The sequence below is a fragment of the Amycolatopsis lurida genome (assembly GCF_900105055.1).
Taxonomy (GTDB): Bacteria; Actinomycetota; Actinomycetes; order Mycobacteriales; family Pseudonocardiaceae; genus Amycolatopsis; species Amycolatopsis lurida.
In genome coordinates this window covers 1-23,895 of the sequence record NZ_FNTA01000002.1, presented here as the reverse complement: position 1 = coordinate 23,895, position 23,895 = coordinate 1, and the positions used below count along the sequence as shown (strand labels likewise).

At 69.3% G+C, this 23,895-nt stretch carries 17 protein-coding genes and 2 pseudogenes; 7 read left to right on the top strand and 12 right to left on the bottom strand.

Going from position 1 to position 23,895, the window contains the following annotated elements:
* Positions 1-59: 59 nt before the first annotated feature.
* The 5 genes and pseudogenes from BLW75_RS00520 to BLW75_RS00500 form a co-directional block, all read right to left on the bottom strand.
* Entirely contained in the window at positions 60-1,904 is a 1,845-nt protein-coding gene (locus tag BLW75_RS00520) for a serine/threonine-protein kinase (protein WP_034315079.1), read from the bottom strand.
* A 9-nt stretch (positions 1,905-1,913) separates the two neighbouring features.
* A complete protein-coding gene (locus BLW75_RS00515; RefSeq protein ID WP_034315082.1) occupies positions 1,914-3,797 on the bottom strand; it encodes a serine/threonine-protein kinase in 1,884 nt (627 codons plus the stop codon).
* A 50-nt stretch (positions 3,798-3,847) separates the two neighbouring features.
* Positions 3,848-6,075 (bottom strand): annotated as a pseudogene (locus tag BLW75_RS00510) (heavy metal translocating P-type ATPase).
* 372 nt (positions 6,076-6,447) lie between these two features.
* Positions 6,448-7,563 (bottom strand): DUF6801 domain-containing protein, encoded by a 1,116-nt coding sequence (locus tag BLW75_RS00505; RefSeq protein WP_034315086.1) that lies wholly within the window; start codon positions 7,561-7,563, stop codon positions 6,448-6,450.
* Positions 7,564-7,636: 73 nt separating this feature from the next.
* The gene (locus BLW75_RS00500) at positions 7,637-8,866 is read right to left on the bottom strand and encodes a DUF6801 domain-containing protein (protein WP_034315089.1); all 1,230 of its coding nucleotides are present in this window, start codon (positions 8,864-8,866) and stop codon (positions 7,637-7,639) included.
* A gap of 488 nt (positions 8,867-9,354) precedes the next feature.
* On the opposite strand from BLW75_RS00500, the gene BLW75_RS00495 reads away from it, so the two are divergent.
* The 3 genes and pseudogenes from BLW75_RS00495 to BLW75_RS44055 all read left to right on the top strand — a co-directional run.
* Positions 9,355-9,927, top strand: a complete 573-nt coding sequence (locus BLW75_RS00495; RefSeq protein ID WP_034315092.1) for a hypothetical protein — start codon at positions 9,355-9,357, stop codon at positions 9,925-9,927.
* A gap of 155 nt (positions 9,928-10,082) precedes the next feature.
* Complete coding sequence (locus BLW75_RS00490; protein WP_034315095.1) at positions 10,083-11,297, top strand: lipase family protein; 1,215 nt, start codon at positions 10,083-10,085, stop codon at positions 11,295-11,297.
* A 7-nt stretch (positions 11,298-11,304) separates the two neighbouring features.
* Positions 11,305-11,592 (top strand): annotated as a pseudogene (locus tag BLW75_RS44055) (GtrA family protein); the annotation flags it as partial.
* Positions 11,593-11,778: 186 nt separating this feature from the next.
* Here the strand turns inward: BLW75_RS44055 and BLW75_RS00480 are convergent.
* Positions 11,779-12,975 (bottom strand): PucR family transcriptional regulator, encoded by a 1,197-nt coding sequence (locus tag BLW75_RS00480; protein WP_034315101.1) that lies wholly within the window; start codon positions 12,973-12,975, stop codon positions 11,779-11,781.
* A 314-nt stretch (positions 12,976-13,289) separates the two neighbouring features.
* On the opposite strand from BLW75_RS00480, the gene BLW75_RS00475 reads away from it, so the two are divergent.
* From BLW75_RS00475 to BLW75_RS00460, 4 genes are all read left to right on the top strand, one after another.
* Positions 13,290-14,507, top strand: a complete 1,218-nt coding sequence (locus BLW75_RS00475; protein WP_091596394.1) for a PucR-like N-terminal domain-containing protein — start codon at positions 13,290-13,292, stop codon at positions 14,505-14,507.
* Between the two features lie 337 nt (positions 14,508-14,844).
* A complete protein-coding gene (locus tag BLW75_RS00470; RefSeq protein WP_034315104.1) occupies positions 14,845-15,834 on the top strand; it encodes an alpha/beta fold hydrolase in 990 nt (329 codons plus the stop codon).
* A 340-nt stretch (positions 15,835-16,174) separates the two neighbouring features.
* Complete coding sequence (locus BLW75_RS00465) at positions 16,175-17,365, top strand: PucR-like N-terminal domain-containing protein (protein ID WP_034315108.1); 1,191 nt, start codon at positions 16,175-16,177, stop codon at positions 17,363-17,365.
* Positions 17,366-17,401: 36 nt separating this feature from the next.
* Positions 17,402-18,646 (top strand): PucR family transcriptional regulator, encoded by a 1,245-nt coding sequence (locus BLW75_RS00460; RefSeq protein ID WP_034315110.1) that lies wholly within the window; start codon positions 17,402-17,404, stop codon positions 18,644-18,646.
* 253 nt (positions 18,647-18,899) lie between these two features.
* On the opposite strand, the gene BLW75_RS00455 is transcribed toward BLW75_RS00460, so the two are convergent.
* The 6 genes from BLW75_RS00455 to BLW75_RS00430 form a co-directional block, all read right to left on the bottom strand.
* The gene (locus BLW75_RS00455) at positions 18,900-19,541 is read right to left on the bottom strand and encodes a hypothetical protein (RefSeq protein WP_034315112.1); all 642 of its coding nucleotides are present in this window, start codon (positions 19,539-19,541) and stop codon (positions 18,900-18,902) included.
* A gap of 11 nt (positions 19,542-19,552) precedes the next feature.
* Positions 19,553-20,056: a hypothetical protein gene (locus BLW75_RS00450; RefSeq protein WP_034315210.1), complete on the bottom strand. Its 504-nt coding sequence runs from the start codon at positions 20,054-20,056 to the stop codon at positions 19,553-19,555.
* 5 nt (positions 20,057-20,061) lie between these two features.
* Positions 20,062-21,162, bottom strand: a complete 1,101-nt coding sequence (locus BLW75_RS00445) for an MCE family protein (protein ID WP_034315115.1) — start codon at positions 21,160-21,162, stop codon at positions 20,062-20,064.
* The gene (locus BLW75_RS00440; RefSeq protein WP_034315117.1) at positions 21,162-22,139 is read right to left on the bottom strand and encodes an MCE family protein; all 978 of its coding nucleotides are present in this window, start codon (positions 22,137-22,139) and stop codon (positions 21,162-21,164) included. The genes BLW75_RS00445 and BLW75_RS00440 overlap by 1 nt, the downstream gene beginning before the upstream one ends.
* A complete protein-coding gene (locus BLW75_RS00435) occupies positions 22,136-23,140 on the bottom strand; it encodes an MCE family protein (protein WP_034315119.1) in 1,005 nt (334 codons plus the stop codon). Before BLW75_RS00435 ends, BLW75_RS00440 begins: the two co-directional genes overlap by 4 nt.
* Positions 23,140-23,895, bottom strand: a 756-nt coding sequence (locus BLW75_RS00430) for an MCE family protein (RefSeq protein WP_091596388.1), incomplete at its 5' end; no start/stop codon positions are given. The genes BLW75_RS00435 and BLW75_RS00430, both read right to left, overlap by 1 nt.

Below are 23,895 nucleotides of genomic sequence, written 5' to 3'. Positions count from 1 at the left end.
GCGATAGCTTAGCGGACCCCGTTTCCGGGCCGTCACAGGGGTTCCCCTTTCCGCGAAGCTCAAGGCTTCGGCAGCCGCGAGGCGATCGAGCCCGCGATCTCCTTCGCCCGGTCGCACGGGCTTCCGCCGCCCTCGCGGCCCAGCAGGCGAACGGCGACGTGTTCGGCTTCGCGGTCCGGCAGCGGGCGATGCTGCCAGGTGACGGCGCAGTTCGAGCCGCCGAACTCCCGCATGTCGCCGGTGACACCGCTGCCGAGGTCGACCGGCGAACCCTCCGGCGCGTAAGAACCTCGCTGCAATTCGATGGTCAGAGTCTCCCCGCCGCCCAGCCACTCGCAGATCCGCAACGTCCGCGGGGCGGACTGAGCGTTGGGCATGGTCTTGTCGAGCACCGCCGGATCGGCGATCGTGCACGGGTCGAGCGGGAGAAGGCTCGCCGGTTCACCCGCGCGGTCGACCTCGTGCGTGCGCAGCCGGGTGAGCGCGGCGGTCAGCATGTCGTCGGCGGCCTTGCAGGGGTTGCCTTCCCGGCTCGAATGGGAGACGACGACGCCGAGCCGCCGGTCCGCCGGCAGCTGGGCGACCGAGTCGCATCCGCCGCTGATCGTGCTGCGCAGCAACGGAAGTCCCTCCGCCGTGCGGTCGGTCCGTTCGAGACTGCTGGCGGACACGCCTTCGCCGAGCCGCAACTCGAAGCTGACGCCCTTGAGACCGGTGTACTTGCAGCGAGCCGGGTAGATCGGGCCCGTCTCCGGTTTCAGGGTGCCGAACTCCGGCACGAACCGGCCCGCGAGCACCTTGCACGGATCCACCAGGCGCAGGCGTTCCGCGCCGAGCGCCTCGCTCACCGACAACGAGGTCGTCCCGGGGTTCTCCGGTTTGGCGTAGTCGGCGATGGTGAGGCCGAGCGCGACCATCCCCGAAACGACGAGCAGGACGACCGCGGCGAGCGAGCCGAACAGGATCTTCTTCGTGCGCGGCGCCATCTTCTTGGGCGGCGGACGCCAGATCGGCAGCGGCAGGGCCAGCACCGAGCGAACTTCCGCGTCCTGGTGCCGGATCCGGGCGTGCACGGCGGGCGGCCAGGGCGCCGAGCCCGGCGGCACGGGGCCGAGGAAGTCGAGGATCTGCTCCGGAGTCGGCCGTCGCGCGGGATCCTTGGCCAGACAGGGCTCGGCGATCCGCCGGATCTCGTCCGGGACGGCGCTGAGATCCGCTGCGGCGTGCACGACGTTATACAGGGTCTGCGGCGCGGTCGGGCCGGTGAAGGGGCCCCGGCCGGTCGCGGCCATGACCAGGATCGCGCCGAGGGAGAACACGTCGCTCGCGCCGGTGATCTGCCCGCTGCCCGCCTGTTCCGGGGACATGAAGGCGGGCGACCCGATGATCGCACCGGTCCCGGTGAGATCCTGCGCGTCCTCGGCCGCCCGCGCGATGCCGAAGTCGATCACCCTGGGGCCGTCACTCGTCAGGATGATGTTGCTGGGCTTGAGATCCCGGTGGATCAGCCCGGCACGGTGGATCTCGGTCAGTGCCGCGGCGAGCCCGGACGCCAGCAGCCGCACCGACTCGACGGGCAGCGGCCCGGCGCCGTCCACGGCCTCCTTCAAGGACGGTCCGGTGACGAAGACCGAGGCGAGCCAAGGGGTTTCCGCTTCCGCGTCGGCGTCCATGACGGCGGCCGTGTAGGCGCCGGAGACCAGCCGCGACGTGGCGACCTCGCGCCGGAACCGTTCACGGAAGCGTGGATCGTGCGCGAACTGGGCGTGCAGCTGTTTGACGGCGACGAGCCTGCCGTCCGGGGCGAGGCCGAGCACGACGCGGCCCATCCCGCCTTCACCGAGTTCAGCGATGATCCGGTACGGGCCGATCTGCCGGGGTTCGCCGGGGTTCAACGGTTTCACTGGTCAGCCCTAGGGTTTCGGAAGTTTCGGCAGCAGCGCCCCGGCGAAGCCCTTCGCCTTTTCGCAGGCTTCGTCGGCGGTCATCTTGGTACCACTGGTCCCGACCGTCAGCTCGACGTTCTCCCCGACGCGTTCGCTGACGGACCGATGCTGCCAGGTCAGCGAGCAGGTGGAACGCGCGATCCCGTCGTCCACCTTGGCCAGGTACACCTTGGCACCGCCGAGATCCAGGGTGGCGGTCTCCGTGTAGTACGAGTCCTTTAATTGCGCGGGCGGGTACGCGCGCACGAAGGCCAGGCGGACGTTCCCCGCCGCGTCGTACCGGCATTGGTGCAGGTGTTCGCGGATCGTTTCGACGACGGGGCCGATCAGCCGGTCCGTGGTCGCGGGGCCGAGCAGCGCGCACGGGTCCAGCGGAGCCAGGGTGCCCGCCGGGAGTTCCCGTTCGTGGCCTCCGGCGCGGATCCACTTGACGGCGTCGGCGAGCGCGGCCTTCACCACCGAACACGCTTCATCCTTTGTGGACATCGAGTTGACGTCGACGCTGAGTTTGGTGTTCGGCAGGCCGCTGACCGGGACGGCGACCGCGCACGAGTCGTCGGAGCCCTTGATCCGCAGCGGAAGACCTTCCAACTCGCCGCCGGCTTCGCCTTCGACCAGGTCACCGCCGACGCTCAGCTCCAGCCATTTGCCCGCGGGCGAGGCGTACGTGCACGAGTCGAACTGGATGTCGATCTTCGTGCTCAGCTTGCCGAACCCCGGCACGTCCCGGCCCGCGAGCACCTTGCACAGGTCGACCCGGCGCAGGTTGTCCGGGCCGAGCGGGTCCTGGTTGACCGGGGTGGCGACCGGTTCGTCCGGCTGCGGTGACGAACTCGGCGCGATGGCGGCCGGCGGCGGGTCGTCCCCGGACAGCGAGATCGCCGCGACGGTGCCACCGGCCAGCAGCACCACGGCGGCCGCGGCCAGTCCCGCATACAGGCCGCGGCGGGATCGTTTCGGCGGCGGCGGGTTCAGCAGCCGCCGGACCTCGGCCTGCTGTGTCTCGATGAGATGCGACACCACCGGCGGCCACGGGCTGGTCACCGGCGGGATCGGGCCCAGCCGCTCCAGCACCCAGGCGGGCGACGGCCGGTCCGCCGGGTTCTTCGCCAGGCACGGCTCGACGAGCTGCCGCAGTTCCGGCGCCAGCTGCCGCAGGTCGGGCTGGAGGTGCACGACGTTGTACAGGGTGTGCGGAGTGGACGTCCCGGTGAAGGGGCCGCGTCCGGTCGCGGCCATCACCAGCAGCGCGCCGAACGAGAACATGTCGCTCGCCGGGGTCAGCGGTTTCCCCTCGGCCTGTTCCGGCGACATGAACCCGGGCGAACCGATGACCGCGCCGGTATGCGTGAGCTCGGAGTCACCTTCCACGGCGCGCGCGATCCCGAAGTCGATCACCCGGGGACCGTCACCGGTGAGGATGACATTGCTCGGCTTCAGATCGCGGTGGATCAGCCCGGCACGGTGGATGTCGCCCAGCGCCAGCGCGAGCCCGGCGGCGAGATGACGGACGGCCATCGGCGGCAGCGGACCGCCGGCGGAGACCGCGTCCGACAGCGCCGGCCCAGGCACGAACACCGACGCAAGCCACGGTGTCGGCGCGTTCGGGTCGGCGTCCATGACCGGTGCGGTGTACGCACCGGACACCAGGCGGGACGTTTCGACCTCCCGCCGGAACCGCTCGCGGAAGCCGGGGTCGTGCGCGAAACCCGGGTGGACCTGCTTGATCGCGACCAGGCGCCCGTCGGCGGAGATCCCGAGCAGCACCCGCCCCATCCCGCCCTCACCGAGCGCGGCGAACACCCGGTAGCGCCCCACGCCGGTGGGTTCGCCGGTGTTCAACGGCTTCACGAAGGCCCCCCTTGTCCCGAGGGGCGATGGTACAAAACCACCCGCAAGTGTCACGCGGCGCGTCGGTCCGCCCGGCCGAAGTCCTTGAGCCGGAGGCTGTTGGACACGACGAGCACCGAGGACAGCGACATCGCCGCCCCGGCGATCAGCGGGTTCAGCAGGCCGAGCGCCGCCAGCGGGATCGCGGCGACGTTGTATCCGAACGCCCAGGCCAGGTTGCCCCGGATGATCCGCAGGGTGCGGTCGGCGAGCCGGATGGCGTCGGGGACCACGCGCAGGTCTTCACGGACCAGAACCATGTCGGCCGAGCGCACCGCGATGTCACTGCCCTGTGCCATCGCCATGCCGAGATCCGCGGTGGCCAGTGCCGGGCCGTCGTTGATCCCGTCGCCGACCATCGCGACCCGCGCTCCCCGGCCCGCAACTCCTCGATGACCGCGGCCTTCTCCGCGGGCAGCACGCCGGCACGCACGTCGGAGACGCCGATCTCGTCCGCGACCGCGCGGGCGGCGGCTTCGTTGTCGCCGGTCAGGAGCACGGTCCGCAGGCCGAGCGCGTGCAGGGCGTCGACGGCGGCTCGTGCCGACGGCTTCACGACGTCCCGGATGGCCAACTGCCCGGCGACCCGGCCGTCGACCGCGACGAGGATCGCCGTGGTGCCGTCCTCCGCCGTGAAGTCGTCGGGGACGGCGATCCCGCGTCCGGCGAACAAACGCGCGTTGCCGACGAGGACCTCGTGCCCCTCGATCTCGCCCTTCGCACCGAGCCCTGGCAGCGCGCCGAATCCTTCGACCGGGGGAAGGTCCGGCAGTTCCGCCCGCGCCGCGGTCACCACGGCCGCCGCGATCGCGTGCTCCGAACCGGCCTCCACGGCCCCGGCGAACCGCAGCAGCTCGCCACGGGTGAACCCGTCGGCGGGATGGCACGCGGTGACGGTCATCTTCCCGGTGGTGACGGTGCCGGTCTTGTCGAGTACGACGGTGTCCACCGTGCGGCTCGCCTCGAGCGCGTCCGGCCCCTTGATGAGGATGCCGAGCTGGGCGCCGCGGCCGACCCCGGCCATCAGCGCGGTCGGCGTCGCCAGCCCGAGGGCGCACGGGCAGGCGATGATGAGGACGGCGACGGCCGCCGCGAATCCTTCGCGGGCGGGTGCCCCACCGAGCAGCCAGGCCGCGAGCGTCAGCGCGGCCACGCCGAGCACGGCGGGGACGAACACCGCGCAGATCCGGTCGACCAGCCGTTGCACCGCGGCCTTGCGGGCCTGCGCGCGTTCGGCCAGCGCGGTCATCTGGGCCAGCTGGGTGTGCGCGCCGACCGCGGTCGCGCGGACGACGAGCCTGCCGTCCCGGTTCACCGAAGCGCCGACGACCCGGTCTCCGGTGGCGGCTTCCGCGGGCACCGGCTCACCCGTCACCGCACTGACATCCACAGTGGACAGTCCGCTGTGGACGACACCGTCGGCCGCGATCGATTCCCCCGGCTTGACCACGAACAGGTCCCCGACGGCCAGTTCGCCGACGGGGACCATGCGCTCGGCACCTTCCCGCAGCACCCGGACGTCCTTGGCCGCCAGGGCGTCCAGCGCGGCCAGGAGCCCGGCGGCACTGCGCCTGGACCGGCTCTCGAAGTACCTGCCTGCCAGCAGGAAGGTGGTCACGCCGGCGGCGACGTCGAGGTAGATCGCGTCGGCACCGGCCGCCGTCGGACCGAAGCCGATCCAATACCCGGGCTCCGCACCGCCGGCGAAGGCCGACCACGCCGACCACGCGAAGGACGAGAGCACGCCCAGTGACACCAAAGTGTCCATACTGGACGAACGATGGCGAAGGTTCCGCAGCGTGGCACGGTGGAACGGCAGCGCGGACCAGAACACCACGGGAACGGCCAGGGCGAGGCACAGCAGTTCCCAGCCGGGGAACCGCAGCCGCGGCACCAGCGCGAGGGTGATCGAGAGGTTGCCCAGCGGGATCGCCAGCAACGCGGCGACCACCAGCCGTCGACGGAGATCCCGGACGCGGGCGAAGCCGATGTCCGGATCCTCTTCGCCGCGGATCTCCGCCGTGTAGCCGGATTTGCGAACCCGCTCGATGAGCACGTCGTCGGCCAGCGCTTCGGGCACCTGCACGGTGGCGCGCTCGGTCGCGTAGTTCACCGACGCGCGGACCCCGTCCAGCTTGTTCAGCGTGCGTTCCACCCGCGCCGAACAGGCGGCGCAGGTCATCCCCGACACGGTCAGTTCCACCGTGCGGACGGCGGACTCCGGCGCGGAAATCGTCATTTCGTGGCACTCCCAGGATTCACCAGCGGTTCCTCGGTGGTGGACCAGGTGTCCGGGTCGTGTCACGAGGGAGATTACCGCCGCTGGGAACCGGAGCCGCCGTCGGCCCGACTACTGCGGTGGTGGTGGAAACAGGTGCCGGTCTCGCGTGTCTGGATGGACGACACACGTGATTGAAGGGACGACACGCGTGATTGGACGGACGACTCACGGCGGAACCCTGGCCGCGCGTGTGTCGTCCGTCGGATCACGCGTGTCGTCCGTCCAGTCACGCGTGTCGTCCGTGGGATCACGCGAAACCTCTGTACGCGAGGTCTCTCCCCAGTACATGAAGGGGTCCTTCATGTACTTCACGCGAGCGCAGGTGCGGGATCAGCGCGGGGTCAGCGCGAGTTCGAAGGTGTTGCCGTCCCCCTGGACGAGCGTACTCACGTAGGAGTTGAAGGCGCCGCAGCCGGTCAGCGGCGCCAGCGAGTAGGTGCCGCGAAGTGCGCCACCCTTCGCCATGGTGAAGCCGTCGCCGGTGCGCAGTTCCGCCGTCGAGGGGGCCGACGTCCGGCAGCCGGGTCCGGTGCTGACCGGCATGCCGACGAGCGTCACCAGCGGGAGGACGGTGGTGAAACGGGGTCGTGAGACGAAACCGGTCCCGGCGAGGTCGCCGCCTTGCGGCCCGTCGGCGACGAACTCCAGATCGGCCGAGCCCGGAAGGAAGCCGAACAGCCGGAAGTCGGTGTGCGCCTTGTCGAACACCGGGCCGCCGCTGAACACCGTCGCCGCAGTCGGGCTCAGCTCGAAGGTGCCGGTCAGCGTCGCGTCGGCACCGAGTGCCTTGATCCCGGTCTTCCCGGCGATCGCGAACCGGTGCCCGGCGGGCTTCTCGCCGAGTTCGAAGGCGAGCAGGACCGGATCCTGGCCGGGGTCGAGCGTGCAGTCCGAGGTGAAGGAACCGAGCCCGGTGAAGGAGCCATCGGCCTTCTTCGGTGTGAGGCGGGTGGTGAAGTCGCCGACGGTCAGCGTCGTCTTCCCCGGTTTCGCCAGCGTGATGGTGGGCACGGAGCCGGTCGCCACTGGGCTGAACGTGCCGGACGGCGGAATGTCCGTCTTGGCGACGTTCAGCGGGAGGCGCACCGGAAGCGGGGTCGCGTCGCCGTTGACCAGGGTCACGCCGGCCGCCGCGGTGCCCTCGATGGTGGTGGCGCCGACGAGGTTGAGCCCGCGCGCCGCCTTGTCCGGCACGGTCACGGTGATGGTCAGTCCTGAGGTGGTGAGCGTGCCGCCAGGCGCCGTCGGCACCTCGAAGTCGGCCGTGATGTTCACCTCGAGCTTCTGCAGTCCGATCAGCGGAAACGGGCAGGTGAACGACAGTTTCTTGTCGACGGGTGTACCGGCCGCCGCGCTGCGGACGGCGACGAACAGCAGGCAGCCCGCCGTGAGCAGGACGGTGAGGCCCGCCGCGAGCAGCATCCGGACGTTGATGCGAAGGGGCATGGTCGCCTTCCTGGACGGCACGGAAACGGCACCGGTCCCCGTCACGGAACGCGACGGGGACCGGCTGCCTGACTTACTTCTTGGTGAGGTTCAGATCGAGCGTGTTGCCGTCGCTCTTGGCGAACGCGCTGACCCAGTCGTTCAGCTGACCGCAGTTCTGCAGGGCGGACAGCGAGTAGGTACCGGTGAGCTTCCCACCCTTGAGCAGGTCGAAGTCCGGACCGGTGGTCATCTCGCTGGTGGACGGGCTGACCGTGCCGCACTTCGGGTCGTTGCTGATGGGGATCCCGAAGATCTGCACGCTCGGCAGGAACACGTTGAACTTGATGTGCGCCTTGAACCCGGTGCCGACGAGCTCACCGGTCTGCTTGCCGACCTGCTCGACCTTGATCTCCGAGCGGCCGTCGATGAACCCGAACAGCTTGAACTGGGTGGACGACGGGTCGAGCTTCAGGTCACCGGTGAACGTCTTCGACGCGAGGTCCACGTCCGCGTCGAAACCACCGTTGATCGCCGCGGTGCTGCCGAGCGACTTCAGCGCCGTCTGTCCCTTGATACCGAACGCGTACTTGATCCCGCCGCCACCGGGGGTGGTGGTAGTGGGCGTGGTCGGCGTCGTGGTCGGCGTCGTGGGGGTGGTGGTGGGCGTGGTCGGGGTGGTGGGCGTGGTCGTGCCGCCACCGCCGTCACCGATCTTGATCGTGGCCAGGGTGTTGTTCTGGCCGGGATCCTGCTTGCACGGCGCGTCGATCGTGCCGTCCGGCGTGATGCCGGTGACCGAACCGTCGGCCTTGCGCGGGGTGACCTTCAGCCGCAGGTCGCCCACGGTGATCTTCGCCTCGCCGGGCTGGTTGAAGGTCAGCGAAGGCGTCTTGCCCGACGCGTTGACCGTCATCTCGCCCGAGGTGGGGATGTTCTGCTTGGCGATGTCGTTCGGGACGCTGACCGGGAGGTTGAGCCCCGGTGCCGCCACGGTCGCCGCCGCGATGGCCTGGCCTTCCAGCGTGGTCGCACCGATCAGGTTGAGCCCGCTGACCGTGTCCGCGTTGATCGTGGAAACGGCCTTGATGTCGAACGTGCCGGTCGGCTGACCGGTCTTGACCGACAGCGGAAGATCGGTGTTGATCACCACCTTCAGCGACTGCGACCCCACGAGCGGCAGGTCGCAGTGGTAGTTGAGCGGGAGCGAGATCGGATCGGCGACACTGGACTGCGCCCCGACCACGAGTACCGCGGCGGCAAGCCCCACGGCACCGGCAGCGGCGGCGGCGACCGCCTTCTTGGTTCCTCTACGGTGACTCACGATCGTCCTTCCGTGGTATCAACGATGATACGAAACGGCGTACAATTCCCCAGAGCAATGAATATCGGCCCGAGAGAATTCTCCGGGTAGCGACGATGTCTGACGGATCGCAACCGAACAGTAAACTAACGACGCTTCCACACTGCTATCAAGTGCTTCACCGGAAAAGTTCGCCGGTCGCGGGTAAATTGTCACGCAGGCACGGTACGACCGGATGGTTCCTAGAAGCGGCACATGGGTTTCCCCAGTTCAGAGCCAGGTCAGGCCGCCCGCGGAACCGCTGACGCGAGTGACAATCGCACGACTGAAAACTATCTCGCGCGTGCCAATCAGCCTTTTCGAGGTCCCCGCCGCCTTGCTTGCCGGAATCTTTCGTGAGTAACCTCGCGGTTCACCAAGCCGGTCACCGCCGACCATCGCGGAATCCCGCTCGTCGCGGGCGGGGCAGGCCCTCTTTCGCCGAATTCGACGGGGAAACCATGAAAAGAATGCGCCGCACGGCAGCGCGAATCGCGATCACCGCCGTCTCCACGACCGCCGCGGCGGTCCTGTTGAGCGCCTGCGGGTCCGACGAACCCGCCGACGCCGGCAGGCACGCCGACCCGGCCGCGCTCGCTTGGGTGGACAAGGTGTGCTCCGGCGTCGCGACGGGCTCGGCGAAGCTGTCCAAGCCGCCCGCGTTCGACCCCGCCGACCCGCAGGGAACCAAGACCGCCATGGTGGGTTTCCTGAACTCGCTTTCCGCCGCGCTCGACGACATGGCGGGCGGGATCCGGAACGCCGGTGTGCCACCGGTCCCGGATGGGCAGTCCGCTGTGGACAAGGCCACCACCACGCTCGGCGAAACCAAGTCGAAGGTGTCCGCCACCCTGACGCGGATGCAGGACGCGAAGGTCACCGACCAGGCGAGTCTGCAGAAGGTGGTCGCCGACGCCGACAGCACGATGAGCGGGTTGAGCGAGCCGGAAGGCCCCATCAAGCATCTGCGCGCCAACCCCGAGCTGGAGCTCGCGTTCGCCGAGTCCACGACCTGCCGCCAAGTCTACGGCGGCAGCGCCTGAGTACCGTGCCCGGCGCGGAAGCGGTGTCGCGAAAGCCACTTTCACAACCATCAAGGTTGCGAAAGTGGCTTTCGCGACGCGCCGATGTCCGGGGCCGTCCCGCTCGCGAACAACCCGAATCCGACATTCAGTCCATCCGCCCTGGAGGCCCGGTCGTGCCGACCCCGTTCCCCCGCCCGTCCCGCCGGACGCTCGCCGTCGCACTCGCGATCGTCCTGTCCGCCGGCCTTCTGACCGTGCTGAGCGGGAGCCCGGCGAGTTCCGCCGCCCCGGCGCTTACCGACGACTCGTTCTACACCCCGCCATCCCCGCTCCCGGCGGGCAAACCGGGTGACATCATCCGCTCGCGTGTCTCGAAAGCCGGTCCGCGTAAGGATTCCGTCAACGCGTGGCAGGTGATGTACCTGTCGACCGACGCCCTCGGACGGCCGGACGCGGTGACCGGGACCGTGCTGGTGCCGAAGAACGTGGACCCGGCCAAGGCGCCGATCGTCTCGTTCGGCGCCGGTACGCACGGTCCGGCGTTCCACTGCACGCCGTCGAAGATGATCGACATCGGCGCCTTCTACGAGCAGTCCGGCCTCGACGACGCGCTCGACGCCGGATTCGCCGTCGCGCTCACCGACTACGAGGGCTACCGCCAGGATCCGAAGACGACGTACGTGGTCGGGCGTTCGGAAGGGCCGGCGATGATCGACGCGGTCCGGGCCGCGCAGCGTTTGCCGGAGGCGAAGCTGTCCACCGACGCGAAGGTGCTCTTCCGCGGGTACTCGCAGGGCGGCGGGGCAGCGGCCTGGGCGGGCGAACTGCAACCGGCCTACGCGCCGGAGCTGAACCTCGTCGGCGTCGCCGCCGGTGGTGTGCCCGCGGACCTCGTCCAGGTCACCCTGCAACTCGACGGGAAGTTCGGTTTCGGCGTCTTCGCCTACGCGCTGGTCGGCCTCGACCACGCCTATCCCGAACTGAAACTGGACTCGTTCCTCAGCGACAACGGCCGGGTGAAGCTGGCGGAGATGCAGAAGAGCGCGTGCACGTTCGAGTTGCTCACCACGTACGCCAACCAGAAGATCGCCGACTACACGACCAGCGCTGGTTACGTGCGGCCGGAATGGGTGAAGCGGCTCAACGAGAACAAGCTCGGCGGCACTCCGCCGAAGGTCCCGGTGTTCCTCTACCACGCCACCCAGGACCAGCTCGTGCAGTTCGCCCAGGCCGAGGCGCTGCGCAAGGCCTACTGCGCCGCCGGCGTCAAGACGACCTGGAAGACCTTCGACACCGACCACATCACGGCGGTCTACACCGGCAACGCCGACGTGCTCGCCTTCCTCAAGGACCGGGTCGCGGGCGCCCCGGCGACGTCGAACTGCTGAGCGGGCGGTGCTCAGAACCGCTCCGCGATCCTTTGTGGACGACGGTGCGCGAGCCGGGAAGCAGCGTGAGCTGCTCCGGTTCGCCACCGTCGGCCTCGCCGCGTTCGGGCTCACGCTCGTGGTCGGCTACGGGCTGAAACTCACCGTCCTGCAAGAGAAACCGGTGACGGCGCTCGCGATCGCGACCGTCGTGGCGACCGCCTTCGCGTACCTGCTGTCCCGGCACTGGGCGTTCCGCACCCGCGGCGGCAGACGCGGCTTCCCGGAAGCGATGCTGTTCCTCGTCGTGAACGCGATCGCCGTGACGATCACCCTGTGCCCGCCGCTGATCTCACGCTACGTCCTGCGGCTCGAGGTGCCCGAAGTCAGCTTTCTCGTCCAGGAGATCGCCGACTTCGTCAGCGGGATGCTGCTGGGCACCGCGGCGGGGTTCGGCGTTCCGCTGGTGGGGCTACCGCCGCTGGGTGTTCCCGGTGGTGCGTCAGACGTCGGCGGGGCGCAGCCGTTCCGCGCGCAGCGCCAGTTCGATCCGCAGCCGCTGATCCGGATCCTCCAGACGTTCGCCGAACAGCTCCGTGAGCCGCCGCAGCCGCGCCCGCACCGTCTGCGGATGCACGGCGAGCCTGCGGGCGATCTCGGGGGCGCTCCCCCGCGTCTGCACCTGCGTGAGCAGGGTCGCCGCCAGTTCGTCGTGCTGACGCGGCGCCAGCCCCGACAACGGTTCGAGCGCCTCTCCGGCCAGCCGGTCGAGCAGGAACTCGTCGGCGAGCATCAGCAGCGTGGTGATGTGCTCCTCACACCACAGCACCGGGCCGACCGTCGTGATCATCCCCCGCTGGGTGAGTTCGGACGCGCGCCGCGCGATCCGGAACGACTCTGCGGCCTGCGCGACCGGGACGGACACCCCGACCGTCGCCGACCAGCCGGACGGCAGGTTTCGCAGCCCGCCGAGGTCGGCTTCCGGGCAGGCCACGAGCGCGCCGGGCGCGTCGGAGACCAGGTCCACCGGAACCGCCGGGGGCAGCAGGCCCGGCGGGAACGAGGGCGCACCGGGCGCCGCGGTGAAGACGATCGCGGTGATCCGTTCGGGGATCCGCCAGCCGATGGCGACGGCGAGCGCGCCGGCGTCGGCCTGGCTGTACCCGGAGCCACCGGTCAGCAGCCGGAACAGCCGGGCCCGCTGCTCGGCGGGCCCCGTCGCCTCGGCTTGCGCGGCGTTGTACCCGTCCGTCAACGCCATCGTCACTTCGACGACGTCACCGAACAGGCATTCCGCCGCGCCGTAGAGGACGTCGCCGGGCAGCTGGAGCTGGCGGCCGATCGAGGCGATCGAGCGCCACAGCACCCGGCTCGAGACCCGGAACGCCGCCTGCGCGGCCTCCCGGCTGAGGCCTTGCTGGAACGCGATCCGGCCCTGCGCGCGGAAATCCGCCAGGAGGTCGTTCTGCAGGAGTTCGGGGACGCCGACCCGGTCGATGGCGCGTTCGATACCGCGCCTGGTCAGCTCGACGGCCGCGGCACGGGCCTCGCCGTCGCTGAACACTTCGGCGCATTCGCCCACCTCGGACACCACGCCTTCGACACAGTGCCGGGCGATCGCCGGGATCCGCGGGCGGATGGCGTCACCGAGTTCCCTCGGCAGGCGTTCCCACAACACGCCGACGGGCTGCCAGCTCACGTGTGCGATCCCCCGCTGTGAAGTAGACCGACGATTACGGGCACCCATTCCCTTTCGTCCGCGCGCCACCGGCGCACTCGAATGCACGGAGCGTAGAACCGTTGCCACATCCGTGTCAAAAGACATCACACCGAAACGCCCGCTCGTTGTCACATGGCTGAGCGTCGCGACTTTCCGTGGCAAATTCAACGTCACATTCGGGGTACACGCCGTCCGCCGATCCAGTACAAACGGCCCGCACCGTTCCCGTCGATCCGACGTGGTTATGCAAACGGATTCATGTTTCCCGTCGCTGTTTCGAGGAAAATCAAAGGGTGGTCTTGGTGGTCCAGTACCGCGGTTTCGGCATGCTGGCGGCGCTACCGCGTTCGCTCGGCGAAGAACTGCGTCCGTATACCGGTCACGCCGCGGCCGCCATGGTCAAGCAGGTGCAGCACTCGGTCACCGCGTATTCGCGACCGTTGCGCGGTGTCTTCGGCCGTGTCCTGGTCGTCTCCTGTGAACGGGCGGTGCGGCACTACGTCGAGTGCATCGGCGATCCGGACGTGCCCCACGACCGCTGGATCGACTTCTACCGCATGCGCGGGCGGATCGAATTCACCGAGGGCCGCAGCCTGGAACCGTTGCACGACAGCGTGACCATCGGCGCACGGGCGGCATGGCGGGCGATGCGGCCCATCGTGCGCGGGCTCAGCGTCGGACTCGACGTCATCGCGCTCGCGGCCGAATCCGTCTTCGTCTACGTCGACGAACTGTGCGCCACGACGATCGAGGGATACCAGGAGGCGGAAGCCAGAGCTGCGGGCGCGATTCCGCTCCGGCGACGGCGTCTGCTCGAACTGATCTCTCAGGCGCCGGAAGGGTCCGCGTGCAGCATCGCCAGCCTCGCCGACGGCGCCGGCTGGCGGGTTCCGGGGGCCGCGGCCATGGTGGCGCTGCAGCGCGCTCCCGGCGCGCCCGCCTTCCCTGTCCATCTCCTGGACACCACCGTGCTGGCCGACCTCGACACGGCCGAGCCGTACCTGCTCACCGCGGATCCGGACACCGATCTCGCCCCGCTGAAGGACACGCTGGACGGTTGGCGGGTGGCGGTCTCCCCCGTCGTGCCGCTCGCCGACGCCCCGGCCGCCCTCCGCACCGCCCGCCGTGCGCTACTGCTGAACAGGGAGGACGCGCCCGGGCCGATCATCTGGTGCCGGGATCACCTCGCCACGCTGTGGCTGCTCGCCGAGGACTTCCTCGGCGCCGAACTCGCCAAGCAGAGCCTTGACCCGTTCACCTCGCTCAGCGGAAAACAGCAGGAGCGACTCAGCGAGACCCTGCTGGCGTGGCTGGAAACGCGCGGCGGGGCACCGGAGATCGCGCAGCGGCTCGGCGTGCATCCGCAGACCGTGCGGAACCGCCTCCGCCAACTGGAGGACCTGTTCGGCGACCGCCTCAAAGACGCCGACGACCGGCTGAACATGCAACTCGCGCTCCGTGCGCGGCAGCTCATGCGCGCCCACCGCGCCGAAGAGACGCCAGGGAACTGACCCGCCGGACCCGGCGTTCCGGTGCCCGGACGGTGGGGAGCACCCAGCGGAGGCCGCGACGGGCACGCTTCGCCCTCGGCTGATCGACGTGGAAGTCCGCCCGGCAGGCCATCGCGTTCTCCGTCGTTACGGGTGTTTACCGACGCTTTCCTGAATACCGGGACAGTGGGAGAAAGTCGACGCGCAATTGCCCCGCCCGCACGGTTTTGGCATCCGGCTCGGGGTCGGTCCCGGCATTCTTGTCACCCGGGTCGCAATTGCCGGACGTGTTCGGCGACACGCTGACGCACCCGGCGTTCTACACGTTATTTTGACGCCTGACAACGGAAGGCGGGACATGGCCCTCGAAGCGCGCACACTGACCCTGCACGGACGGGAAATCCGGCTACGGGAATACGTTCCGTCCACAAAGGACGCTGCGGGCGAACCGCTCGTGCTGCTGCACGGGATCTCGGGCAGCAGCGAGACCTGGGTCCCGCTGCTCGACCACTTCGAGCGAACCGGGTTCGGGCGCCACGTCCTCGCTCCCGACCTGCCGGGCCACGGCGATTCCGCCGCCCCTCGGGCCGATTACGGCCTCGGCGCGATGGCCAGCGTGGTCCGCGACGTCCTCGCGCTCACCCGGAACCGGCACGCGACCATCGTCGGGCATTCCCTCGGCGGCGGGATCGCCATGCAGTTCGCCTACCAGTTCCCCGAGATGTGTGCCCGGCTGGTGCTCGTGGACAGCGGCGGGCTCGGCCCGCAGGTGTCCCCGGTACTGCGCGCGACGGCGCTGCCTGGGGCGAACGCGGCACTCACCCTCGCGGTCAACCCGGCCACCGTCGCGATCGCCCGCGGGATCGCCGCCGCCTGCCGCTCGTGCGGCGGAAAGCTCTCTCCCGAGACCCGGGAGCTGATCCGTCACTTCGCGTCACTGGCCGCCCCGGGCAGGCGGCGGGCATTCCTGTCCATCGCGCGCAGCCTGATCGACCTCAGGGGTCAGCGCGCGAGCGCGATCGACAAGCTCTATCTCGCCCGGGAGGTGCCCACCCTCGTCGTCTGGGGCGCGCGCGACCCGCTCATCCCGGTCGCCCACGGCCGTGCGACCGCCGAAGTGCTGCCGGACAGCCGATTGACGGTGTTCGAAAATGCGAAACACTTTCCACATGTGGCCGCCCCGGCCCGGTTCGGTGACGAGCTCGAACGCTTCCTCACCGGGACCGCGCCGGCCCGGTTGACCCTGGACGAGGTCGTCGAGGTGCTCATCCGCGCCAGCGAGGCGGCGGAAGCGCCCGGAAACGTCCCGGAAAAATTGTCATCCGGACGCCATCTCAGGCCTGCCTAAATGTCACCCACCATCGGATCGGACCACCCGTTCGGGTGTAGTCCATCCAGGTGGCCGATCAAGCTCCCGCCAGCCGTTGACAGTCCTCTCGGCCGGATTTTATGTTGCGTGAGCCACAAAATCTGGATCGGCTTCACCGTTGAAGAGGCTGATTTTGTTGCCAGCAAGGATAAAAAACATGACCGACTTGGATACCGGATTCTCGCGGCACGATCTGCGGTCCGCACGGCCCGAACCCGGCGTGCGTCACCCCGCCACCCCGCTCCGCCAGCCACCGGGTCCGGTCCAGCGACCGCGCGCCTTCACGCCGGCACCGAGAACCCCAGTGGAGAACCGACCTGTGCGCAGCACCGGTGCGAACGGACTGTGGGCGTCACTGCCCAGAGACCTTGGCGAGCGGTTCCGGCCGCGGGCCGACCCCTTGGCACGAGCCATCCTGCAGGAGGTGCAACGAGCCGTTCCCGAGTACGCGCAGCCGTTGGAAGGCGCGTTCGGACAGATCATCACGCAGGGTATCCGGCAGGCGATCCTGCACTGCCTCGATACCGTCGGTCAGGGGACAGCGCCGCTCGACAAGTGGTCGGCGGTGTTCCGCAACCTCGGGAAGGTCGAATTCAACGAGGGCCGCAGCCTCGACTGCCTGCAGACGGCCTACCGGGTCGGCGGCCGCGTCGCATGGCGGCACGTTTCGGAATTCGGGCAGGCGATCGGAGCGGACGCCGATCTCCTGTGCACCGCGGCCGAAGCGATTTTCGCTTACGTGGACGAGATTTCCGCACTGTCCATCGAGGGCTACACGGCCGCGCAGGAGCGGGCCGCGGGCACCAGGGCCAGACGCAGGCGCAGGCTGCTCGAACTGATGCTCTCCGATCCCCCGTCCTCACCACAGTCCATCGCGTCCCACGCCGCCAACGCGCAGTGGGCGCTGCCCACCGAGATCACGGTCGTCGCACTGGAGCGACGGCTCGGCCCGCTGGACCCCGACAGCGCAGACCTGGACGCCGACGTCCTCGTCGACTTCGAAGGCCCCAAACCCTGCCTGGTCACCGGAGACCCGGACAAGCACTTGAAGGATCTCGCCGAACGGCTCCCCGGCTGGCGCGCGGTGATCGGACCGGCCGTGCGGCTCACCGAAGCGCCGCGCTCCCTGCTGTGGGCCCGTCGCACACTGCGGCTGATCCAGCGGGGGGTTCTTCCGGACAATCCGGTCACGCGGTACAGCGATCACCTGTCCACCCTGTGGCTGCTCGCGGACGAGTTCCTGGTCCGTGAACTGTGCACGCGCAGCCTCGCCCCGTTCGACGACCTCACCCCCAAACAGCGGGCGCGGCTCGGCGAGACGTTGCTGATCTGGCTGCAATCCCGGGGCAGCGCTCCGGAGATCGCGAAGAAACTCAAGGTCCACCCCCAGACCGTCCGGTACCGCATGCACCAGCTCATCGATCTCTTCGGCGACCGGTTGAACAACGCCGACGACCGGCTCGACATGGAGATCGCCCTGCGGGCGGAGGCCTTGCTCGCCGAGGACTGACAGATCAGCGTTTCCCACTCACAACGAGGTGACGAGGTGACCCGACCGCAGGACGCCCGCAGCGGGGTCGAAGCGACGTACGGTCCGCTGCTCACGCCTGCCCGGCCGGGTGGGCCGAGCGGGCGCTCGGTGCAGCTCTGGGCGTTGCTGCCGAGAGAACTGGCGACGGTGTTCAGACCGGTGCTGGCAGACGTGGCCGGGGAGGTGGTCCGCGAGATCCAGCGGACCATCCCCGACTACGCGCGGCCTTTGGACGGCGCGTTCGGGAAAGCGCTCAAGACCGGCGTCCAGATGGCGTTCCTGCAGTTCGTGGAACGGATCGGGAACCCGGAAGCGCCGTCCGAGGACCGCCGGAGCGTGTTCCTGAGCCTGGGCGTCCAGGAATTCCAGCAGGGCCGCAACGTCGACGTCCTCCAGGCGGCGTACCGCGTCGGTGCCAGGGTGACGTGGCGCCGGGTGGCCGAAGCGGGCCGTCGCGCGGGAGTTCCTTCGGCGACGCTGTGCCTGCTCGCGGAAGCCATCTTCGCCTACATCGACGAACTGTCGGCGCTCTCGGTCGAGGGTCATGCCGAGGCACGGGAAAAGGCCGCCGGCGCACTGGAGCGCCGGCGGCACCGGTTGATGGAACTCCTGCTCGCCGAGCCGCCGTCGCCGCCCGAGGCCGTCAAACACGCCGCCGACCTGGCCCGCTGGCAACTACCGGACCTGCTCGTCGCCGTCGCCCTCGACCGGCCGTCGGACGAAGCGCCGGCAGCCGCGCCGAGCGCGCTGGCCGATTTCGAGAGTGCCTCCCCCTGTCTCCTGCTCCCTGCCCCGGAACCGGACGAACGGGACCGATTCGCCGAAGAACTGACCGGCTGGCGGGCCGCGATCGGCCCCGCCGTCCCACCCGTTTTCGCGGCACGTTCGTTGCGCGCCGCGCGCGAGGCAGTGCGGCTCGTCGGCTCCGGCGCGCTCGCCGACGAGCCCGTGACGTGGTGCGTCGATCATCTTTCGCGTCTGTGGCTGCACAAGGAACCGTTTCTGGCCACCGAACTCGTCCGGGAACGCCTCGGGCCGCTGGCCGGGTTGACCGGGAAGCAGCATTCGCGGCTGGCGGGGACGCTGCTGGCGTGGCTGGAGACTTGCGGGAACGTCCGCGAGGTGGCGGAACGGCTGGCGGTGCACCCGCAGACCGTGCGGTCTCGCGCCCAGGAACTGGAGGCGTTGTTCTCGGACGGGCTGCGGGATCCTGAGCGGCGGTTCGAGATGATCCTGGCCCTGCGGGCCGCCCCTTCGTGAGATTTGCGGGCTGCTCGGGGTGCCCCCAATGCCACATTGGAGGCGCTCGGCGAAGTGGCCAAGCCGACCCGCGTGTTCCCAATGTCGCCTTTGAGACGCTGAGCGTCTCAAAGGCGACATTGGGAACCTTCCCGGGGGCCGCGCGTCACGCTCGGTCTCCCTCGCGGGGCCTTAGTGACATTGAGTGAGGGGTGTGGGGAAACAGGGACGTCGAGTGTCCCTATTCCCCCACACCCCTCGCAGAACGCACCAGTCAGGCGGCGGCCAGCGCGGTCACCCGCCACTTACCCTCGGCTCGTTCCGCGCTGACGCTCAACTGAGCCGCACCGGAACTGCGCTGCCCGTCCCCGCGCACGCCGGTCTGGTCCAGGAACACCAGCAGCGACGCCCGGTCCCCGTCGAGTACCTTCACCCCCGAGACCACCGCGGTCGAGGTCACGACCAGTTTCTGCTCCGCCGCGAGCCCACGGACTTGCGCGAACAGCTGGTCGTACTGCCCCAGCGCCGGCCCGGTGAGGACTTCTTTCGCGGCTTGCTCGCTCTTGGCGGGATCGTCGTAGCGGTAGGAGAAGACCGTGCCGAGCGCTTTGCCGATCTGGTCGCTCACCTCCGCGGTGGTGGCGACGTCGGTCAGCGCCGTGTTGTGCGCCAGCACCGCCGTGGCGTCCCTCGCCTCGATGGCGAACCACCCCGCGAAGCCCGCCATCACCAGCGCGACCGCGCCGAACACCATCGCGCCCCGCCGCCGCACCGGAGCGACAACGGCCGGGGCCTCCTCGAGAACTTCCTCGGGAACGTCCTCGGCGGGCACTTCGAGAACCTTTGTGCTCCCACCCATCTTCCCGGCGACCTTCACCGCGCGCCGCGCCGGTTTGACGGCTCGTTTCGTGGTCATCCCGTCCTCCGTCAGCGCTTTCCGGTGTCGGTCACCGGCACCTGGCCGAGCGACGTGACGCGCCACCCGTCCGGTGTCCGGTTCAGGCCGGCGCGGAACCGGTTGTGCTTGGTCACCGCTTCCCCGCCTTCGGGCCGCACCTCGAGTTCGACCGAAGCGATCACCTCGGCCGTTCCGCCGCCACTGTCCACTTCGGTCACCGCGGCGTCGACGACCCGGCCGGTGGTGACGGTTTTCGCCTGGCCGATCCGGCCGAGCCCGCCTTCGCGGTCCCGCGCCAGTTCGTCGTGCAACGCACCGCCGGACAGGTTCAGCCAGTTCTGGTAGCCCTGCTCGGCCTGCCGATAGTCCAAAGTGGTCAGAGCGGCGACGGCCTGCCTGCCCACCTGCAACGCCTCCTCACGGACCGTCGCGCGCGCGACGCCGTCGTCGTTGCTCGCGTCCCACCACGAGTAACCGAACCAAGCCGCCGAAGCCGTGGCAACGGCGGCGAGGAACGCGGCGATTCGAGTCATGGCCTTCACCTTCCCGGCACGTTCTGCGAGCCGCGCACGTTCGTGGGGTTGCCCTTGGGCAGGGCACAGCGCGCCGCGGTGTTCAACGGGCGCGGCGACGTGTCGAGTCCGTCGCGGTAGGCGGTCCCGTAACCGGTGACGCACGGCGGCGGATCGAAGAACGTCAGCGAGAGGCCGACACGCGCGCCGTCCGGTCCCATGATCGCGTGTCCCGCGGCGACCGCTTTCGGCGCCGTGACCAGCAGTTGCTCGATACCGTCCTGACGCGTTTCCAGCACGTCCGCGGTGGTCAGCAGATTCGCCAGCAGGATGCCGAGGCTCGGGCCGGACTCCCGCAGGAGCGTGCTGACCTCGTTCGCGGCCGCCGGGACGGCCGGGATCAACCGCCGCAGATCACCGTCGGAGCTTCTCAACGTCGCGGCGAGCAGTTTCGCGTTGGCACCGAACGAGCGGATCGCGTCCGCCTGCGAGACCTGGGTGTCGAGCACGGTCTGCGCGTCGGTCACGAACCTGGTCACCGGTCCGACATGCGCGCTCGCCTCTTGCACGAACTCGATCCCCCGCCCGACGAGCTGGTCCAGCGCCGGGCCTGCGTCGGACGTCGCCTTGTACAGCTCGTCGACCACGGTCCGCAGGGCGGGCTTCGGCACCGAATTGGCGAAAGAGTCCACGCTGGACAGGACGATGTCCACCGGTAGCGGGATCTTCGTGTCCGCCTCGCTGATCACCGAACCGTCCTGCAGCATGGCGCCGTCGCCACGCCGTGGCCGCAGATCGACGTACTGCTCGCCGACGGCGGATCGGTTGGCGACCACGGCTTCGGTGTCCGCGGGCACTTCCGGGCCGCCTGGCTCGAGCTCGAGGTCGACCTCCATCCCGGAGGCCGTCAGCCGCAGTTCGCCGACCCGGCCGATCGGGACGCCCCGATAGGTGACTTCGGCGTTGCTGAAGATGCCGCCACCGGTGGCGAGCCGCACTTTGACGGTGTACCCGCGATCGAGCACCAGCTTGTCCAGGCCCGCGTACGTCGCGCCGACGTACGCGACGCCGAGGACCGCGATGGTCACGAAGACCACCAGCTGCACGCGGACGAACTTGGTCAGCATCAGCGGCCACCACTGTTCTTGAAGGTCAGGAACGTGTTCAGGTAGTCGCCGCGGATGGCCTCCAGCGCGGCGTCGGGGAACGGGAAGGTGAAGATCATCTCCATCGCCTTCGGCAGCTTGTCCCCGGAATCGGCCAGTTTCCGCAGCAATGGTTCGAGCGCCTTGAGGTCGGCGACGAGGTCGTCCTTGCTGCGGTTCACCGTGTCGACCGCGACCGAGGTGAGCCCGTCCAGCGACTTGAGCATCCCGACCAGCGCCTGACGCTGCTGGTTCAGCACCTCGATCCCGGGAGTGAGCCCGTTCAGCGTCGCCTTGATCTCCTCGGTGTTCGCGTTCAGCGTCGCCGCGAGCTTGTTGACGCTCTCGATGGCGCGAGTGATCTCGGCCTTGTGTTCGTCGAGACCGCGCACGAACTTGTCCAAATTGGACAGCAGACTGCGCGCCGCGCTTTCCTTGCCGCCGAGCGCGTCGTTGAGTTCGCGGGTGATGTTCTGCACCTGAGCGACGCCGCCACCGTTGAGCAGCAGGGAAAGCGCGCCGAACACCTCCTCGATCTCCGGCGTCAGCGAAGAACTGGCCAGCGGGATCACCGCGCCGTCGACCAGCCGCCCGCTCGGCGTCCCCTCGGGCGGCGGCGCGAGCTCGACGAACTTCTCGCCGAGGATGCTCGCCTGACGCAGCCGTGCGACGGAGTTGGCAGGCAGGTTCACGTCCCCGTTGATGAGCAGGCCGACCACCGCGCTGCGGCCGTCCGGCGCCAGCTCGACGGTCCGCACCTGGCCGACCGGGACGTCGTTGACCTTCACCCCGGACTGGGGCACGAGATCCAGCACGTTCGTGAAACTCGCCGTGACGTGGATCGGGCGCTCACCCAGCGCGGCTCCGCCCGGCAGCGGGATGTCGTAGACGTCGACACCGCCGCTGCACCCGGTGGCGGCCAGCACGAGAACCAGGACCGCGGCGAGCCGGATTTTCATTTCGCCCCCGAGAATTCGGTGAGGTTCCCTCGGCCGTCCAGCGTGCCCGCGCCCTGGTTGTACGCGCCGAGCACGTTCGCCAGCGCGTTCGGCGCGGCGTCGAGCGCTTCGCTCAGCGACGCCTTCTGCCGGCTGAGCAGCTTGGTGATCTCGGCCAGTTTGTCCACATCGGACTTGACCTTGCCCCGGTTGTCCTTGATGAAGCCCTGCACCACGCTGAGCGCCTCGGTGAGTTCGGTCATCGCGCCGGAGAACTGGTCGCGCTGATCGGCCAGGATCTTGCTGAGCGAGGAGATCTGCTGGATCGCCTGTTTCACCTTGTCGTCGTTCGACGCGAGCATCGCGGTGAACTTGCCGATGTTGTCGATCGAGTTGAACAGGTCGTCCTTGGAATCGCTCGCCGTCCTGGCGAACTCGCCGAGGTTCTTGATCGCCTCGCCGAGTTTGCCGCCGTTGCCGTCGAGGTACGCGGCGGCCTTGGTCAGGACGTCGCTGACCGCGCCGTCCCGGTTGGCACCCTTCGGCCCCAGTGCGGTCATCAGCTGGTTGAGGCTGCCCAGCAGTTCGTCGACCTCGACCGGGGTGACGGTGCGCTCGGGCGGGATCCGCCCGTCGTCGCCCAGCTCCGGCCCGCCGACGTACACCGGGGTGAGCTGCACGTACCGGTCGGCGACCAGGCTCGGCGTGATCACCACGGCGCCGACATCGGCGGGCAGCTTGACGTCGGGCCGGACCGTCATGGTCACCTCGACGTTCGTGCCGCGCGGTTCGACCTTGGTCACCGAGCCGATCGGGACGCCGAGCACCCGCACCTCGGTGTTCGGGTACACCCCGACGGTCGCGGTGAAGAACCCGGTCAGGACGCGGTCGGCCTGCCTGGTCAGCAGCGGCCAGGCGGCCGTCACGAGGAGCCCGGCGACGACGGCGAGCGCGAGCCGCCGTACCCAGGCCCGCCGCCGGGCCTGCGCCCCGAGATCCGACAATGTGAAGTGGCGCCCCATCAGCGTCCCCCCTTCCTCGAAGGCATGCAGCTGCCCGGCGTGCCGCCGGTCGGGACGAGCCCGCAGATGTAGGTGTCGATCCAACGGCCGTTGCCGACCGCGTTGCCGAGCAGGCGGTAGAAGGGACCGGCAAGCCGCAGGCTTTCGTCGAGCTTGTCCTGGTTCCGCAGCAGCACGGTGGCGACGCGATCGAGCTGGTCGAGCGCCGGGCCGAGCGTCTTCTGGTTGTCCGCCACCAGGCCCTTGAGCTGGATCGACAGGTTCTTCACCCCGCTGAACAGCTTCGCGATGGCGTCCTTGCGCGCGTTCAGCTCCGTCAGCAGGGTGTTGCCGTCGCGGATCAACGCCTCGATCTGCTGCGAGCGGTCCCCGAGCGTCTTCGACACCTTGTTCGTGTTCTCGAACAGCTTCACCAGCTCCTCGTCACGGGAAGCGAGCGTCTTGGACAGTGCGGTGATGCCGTCGAACGCGGTCCGGACCTCTTGCGGGGTGGAGGCGCCGAGCGTTTCCGACAGGGTCCCGAACGCCTTCGCCAGCTGGTCGGTGTCGATCGCGCCCACCGTGTTCGCGAGGTCGTTGAACACCGTGGTGACGTCGTAGGGGGAGCTCGTTCGCTGCACCGGGATCGGCTCGTCCGGATCCAGTTCCGCGTTGCCGACCGGGTCGAGGACCAGATTCTTCTGCCCCAGCAGGGTCTTGATCTTGATCGCGGCGGTCGTGCGGTTGCCGATCCAGGTGTCCTCGACCCGGAACAG

What these genes read in the sequence shown, in the direction of transcription:
- BLW75_RS00495 (WP_034315092.1), top strand. Translation starts at nt 9,355, where the DNA reads ATGCGCCGCACGGCAGCGCGAATCGCGATCACCGCCGTCTCCACGACC.
- BLW75_RS00505 (WP_034315086.1), bottom strand. Translation starts at nt 7,563, where the DNA reads ATGCCCCTTCGCATCAACGTCCGGATGCTGCTCGCGGCGGGCCTCACC.
- BLW75_RS00470 (WP_034315104.1), top strand. Translation starts at nt 14,845, where the DNA reads ATGGCCCTCGAAGCGCGCACACTGACCCTGCACGGACGGGAAATCCGG.
- BLW75_RS00440 (WP_034315117.1), bottom strand. Translation starts at nt 22,139, where the DNA reads ATGAAAATCCGGCTCGCCGCGGTCCTGGTTCTCGTGCTGGCCGCCACC.
- BLW75_RS00450 (WP_034315210.1), bottom strand. Translation starts at nt 20,056, where the DNA reads ATGACTCGAATCGCCGCGTTCCTCGCCGCCGTTGCCACGGCTTCGGCG.
- BLW75_RS00445 (WP_034315115.1), bottom strand. Translation starts at nt 21,162, where the DNA reads ATGCTGACCAAGTTCGTCCGCGTGCAGCTGGTGGTCTTCGTGACCATC.
- BLW75_RS00455 (WP_034315112.1), bottom strand. Translation starts at nt 19,541, where the DNA reads ATGACCACGAAACGAGCCGTCAAACCGGCGCGGCGCGCGGTGAAGGTC.
- BLW75_RS00435 (WP_034315119.1), bottom strand. Translation starts at nt 23,140, where the DNA reads ATGGGGCGCCACTTCACATTGTCGGATCTCGGGGCGCAGGCCCGGCGG.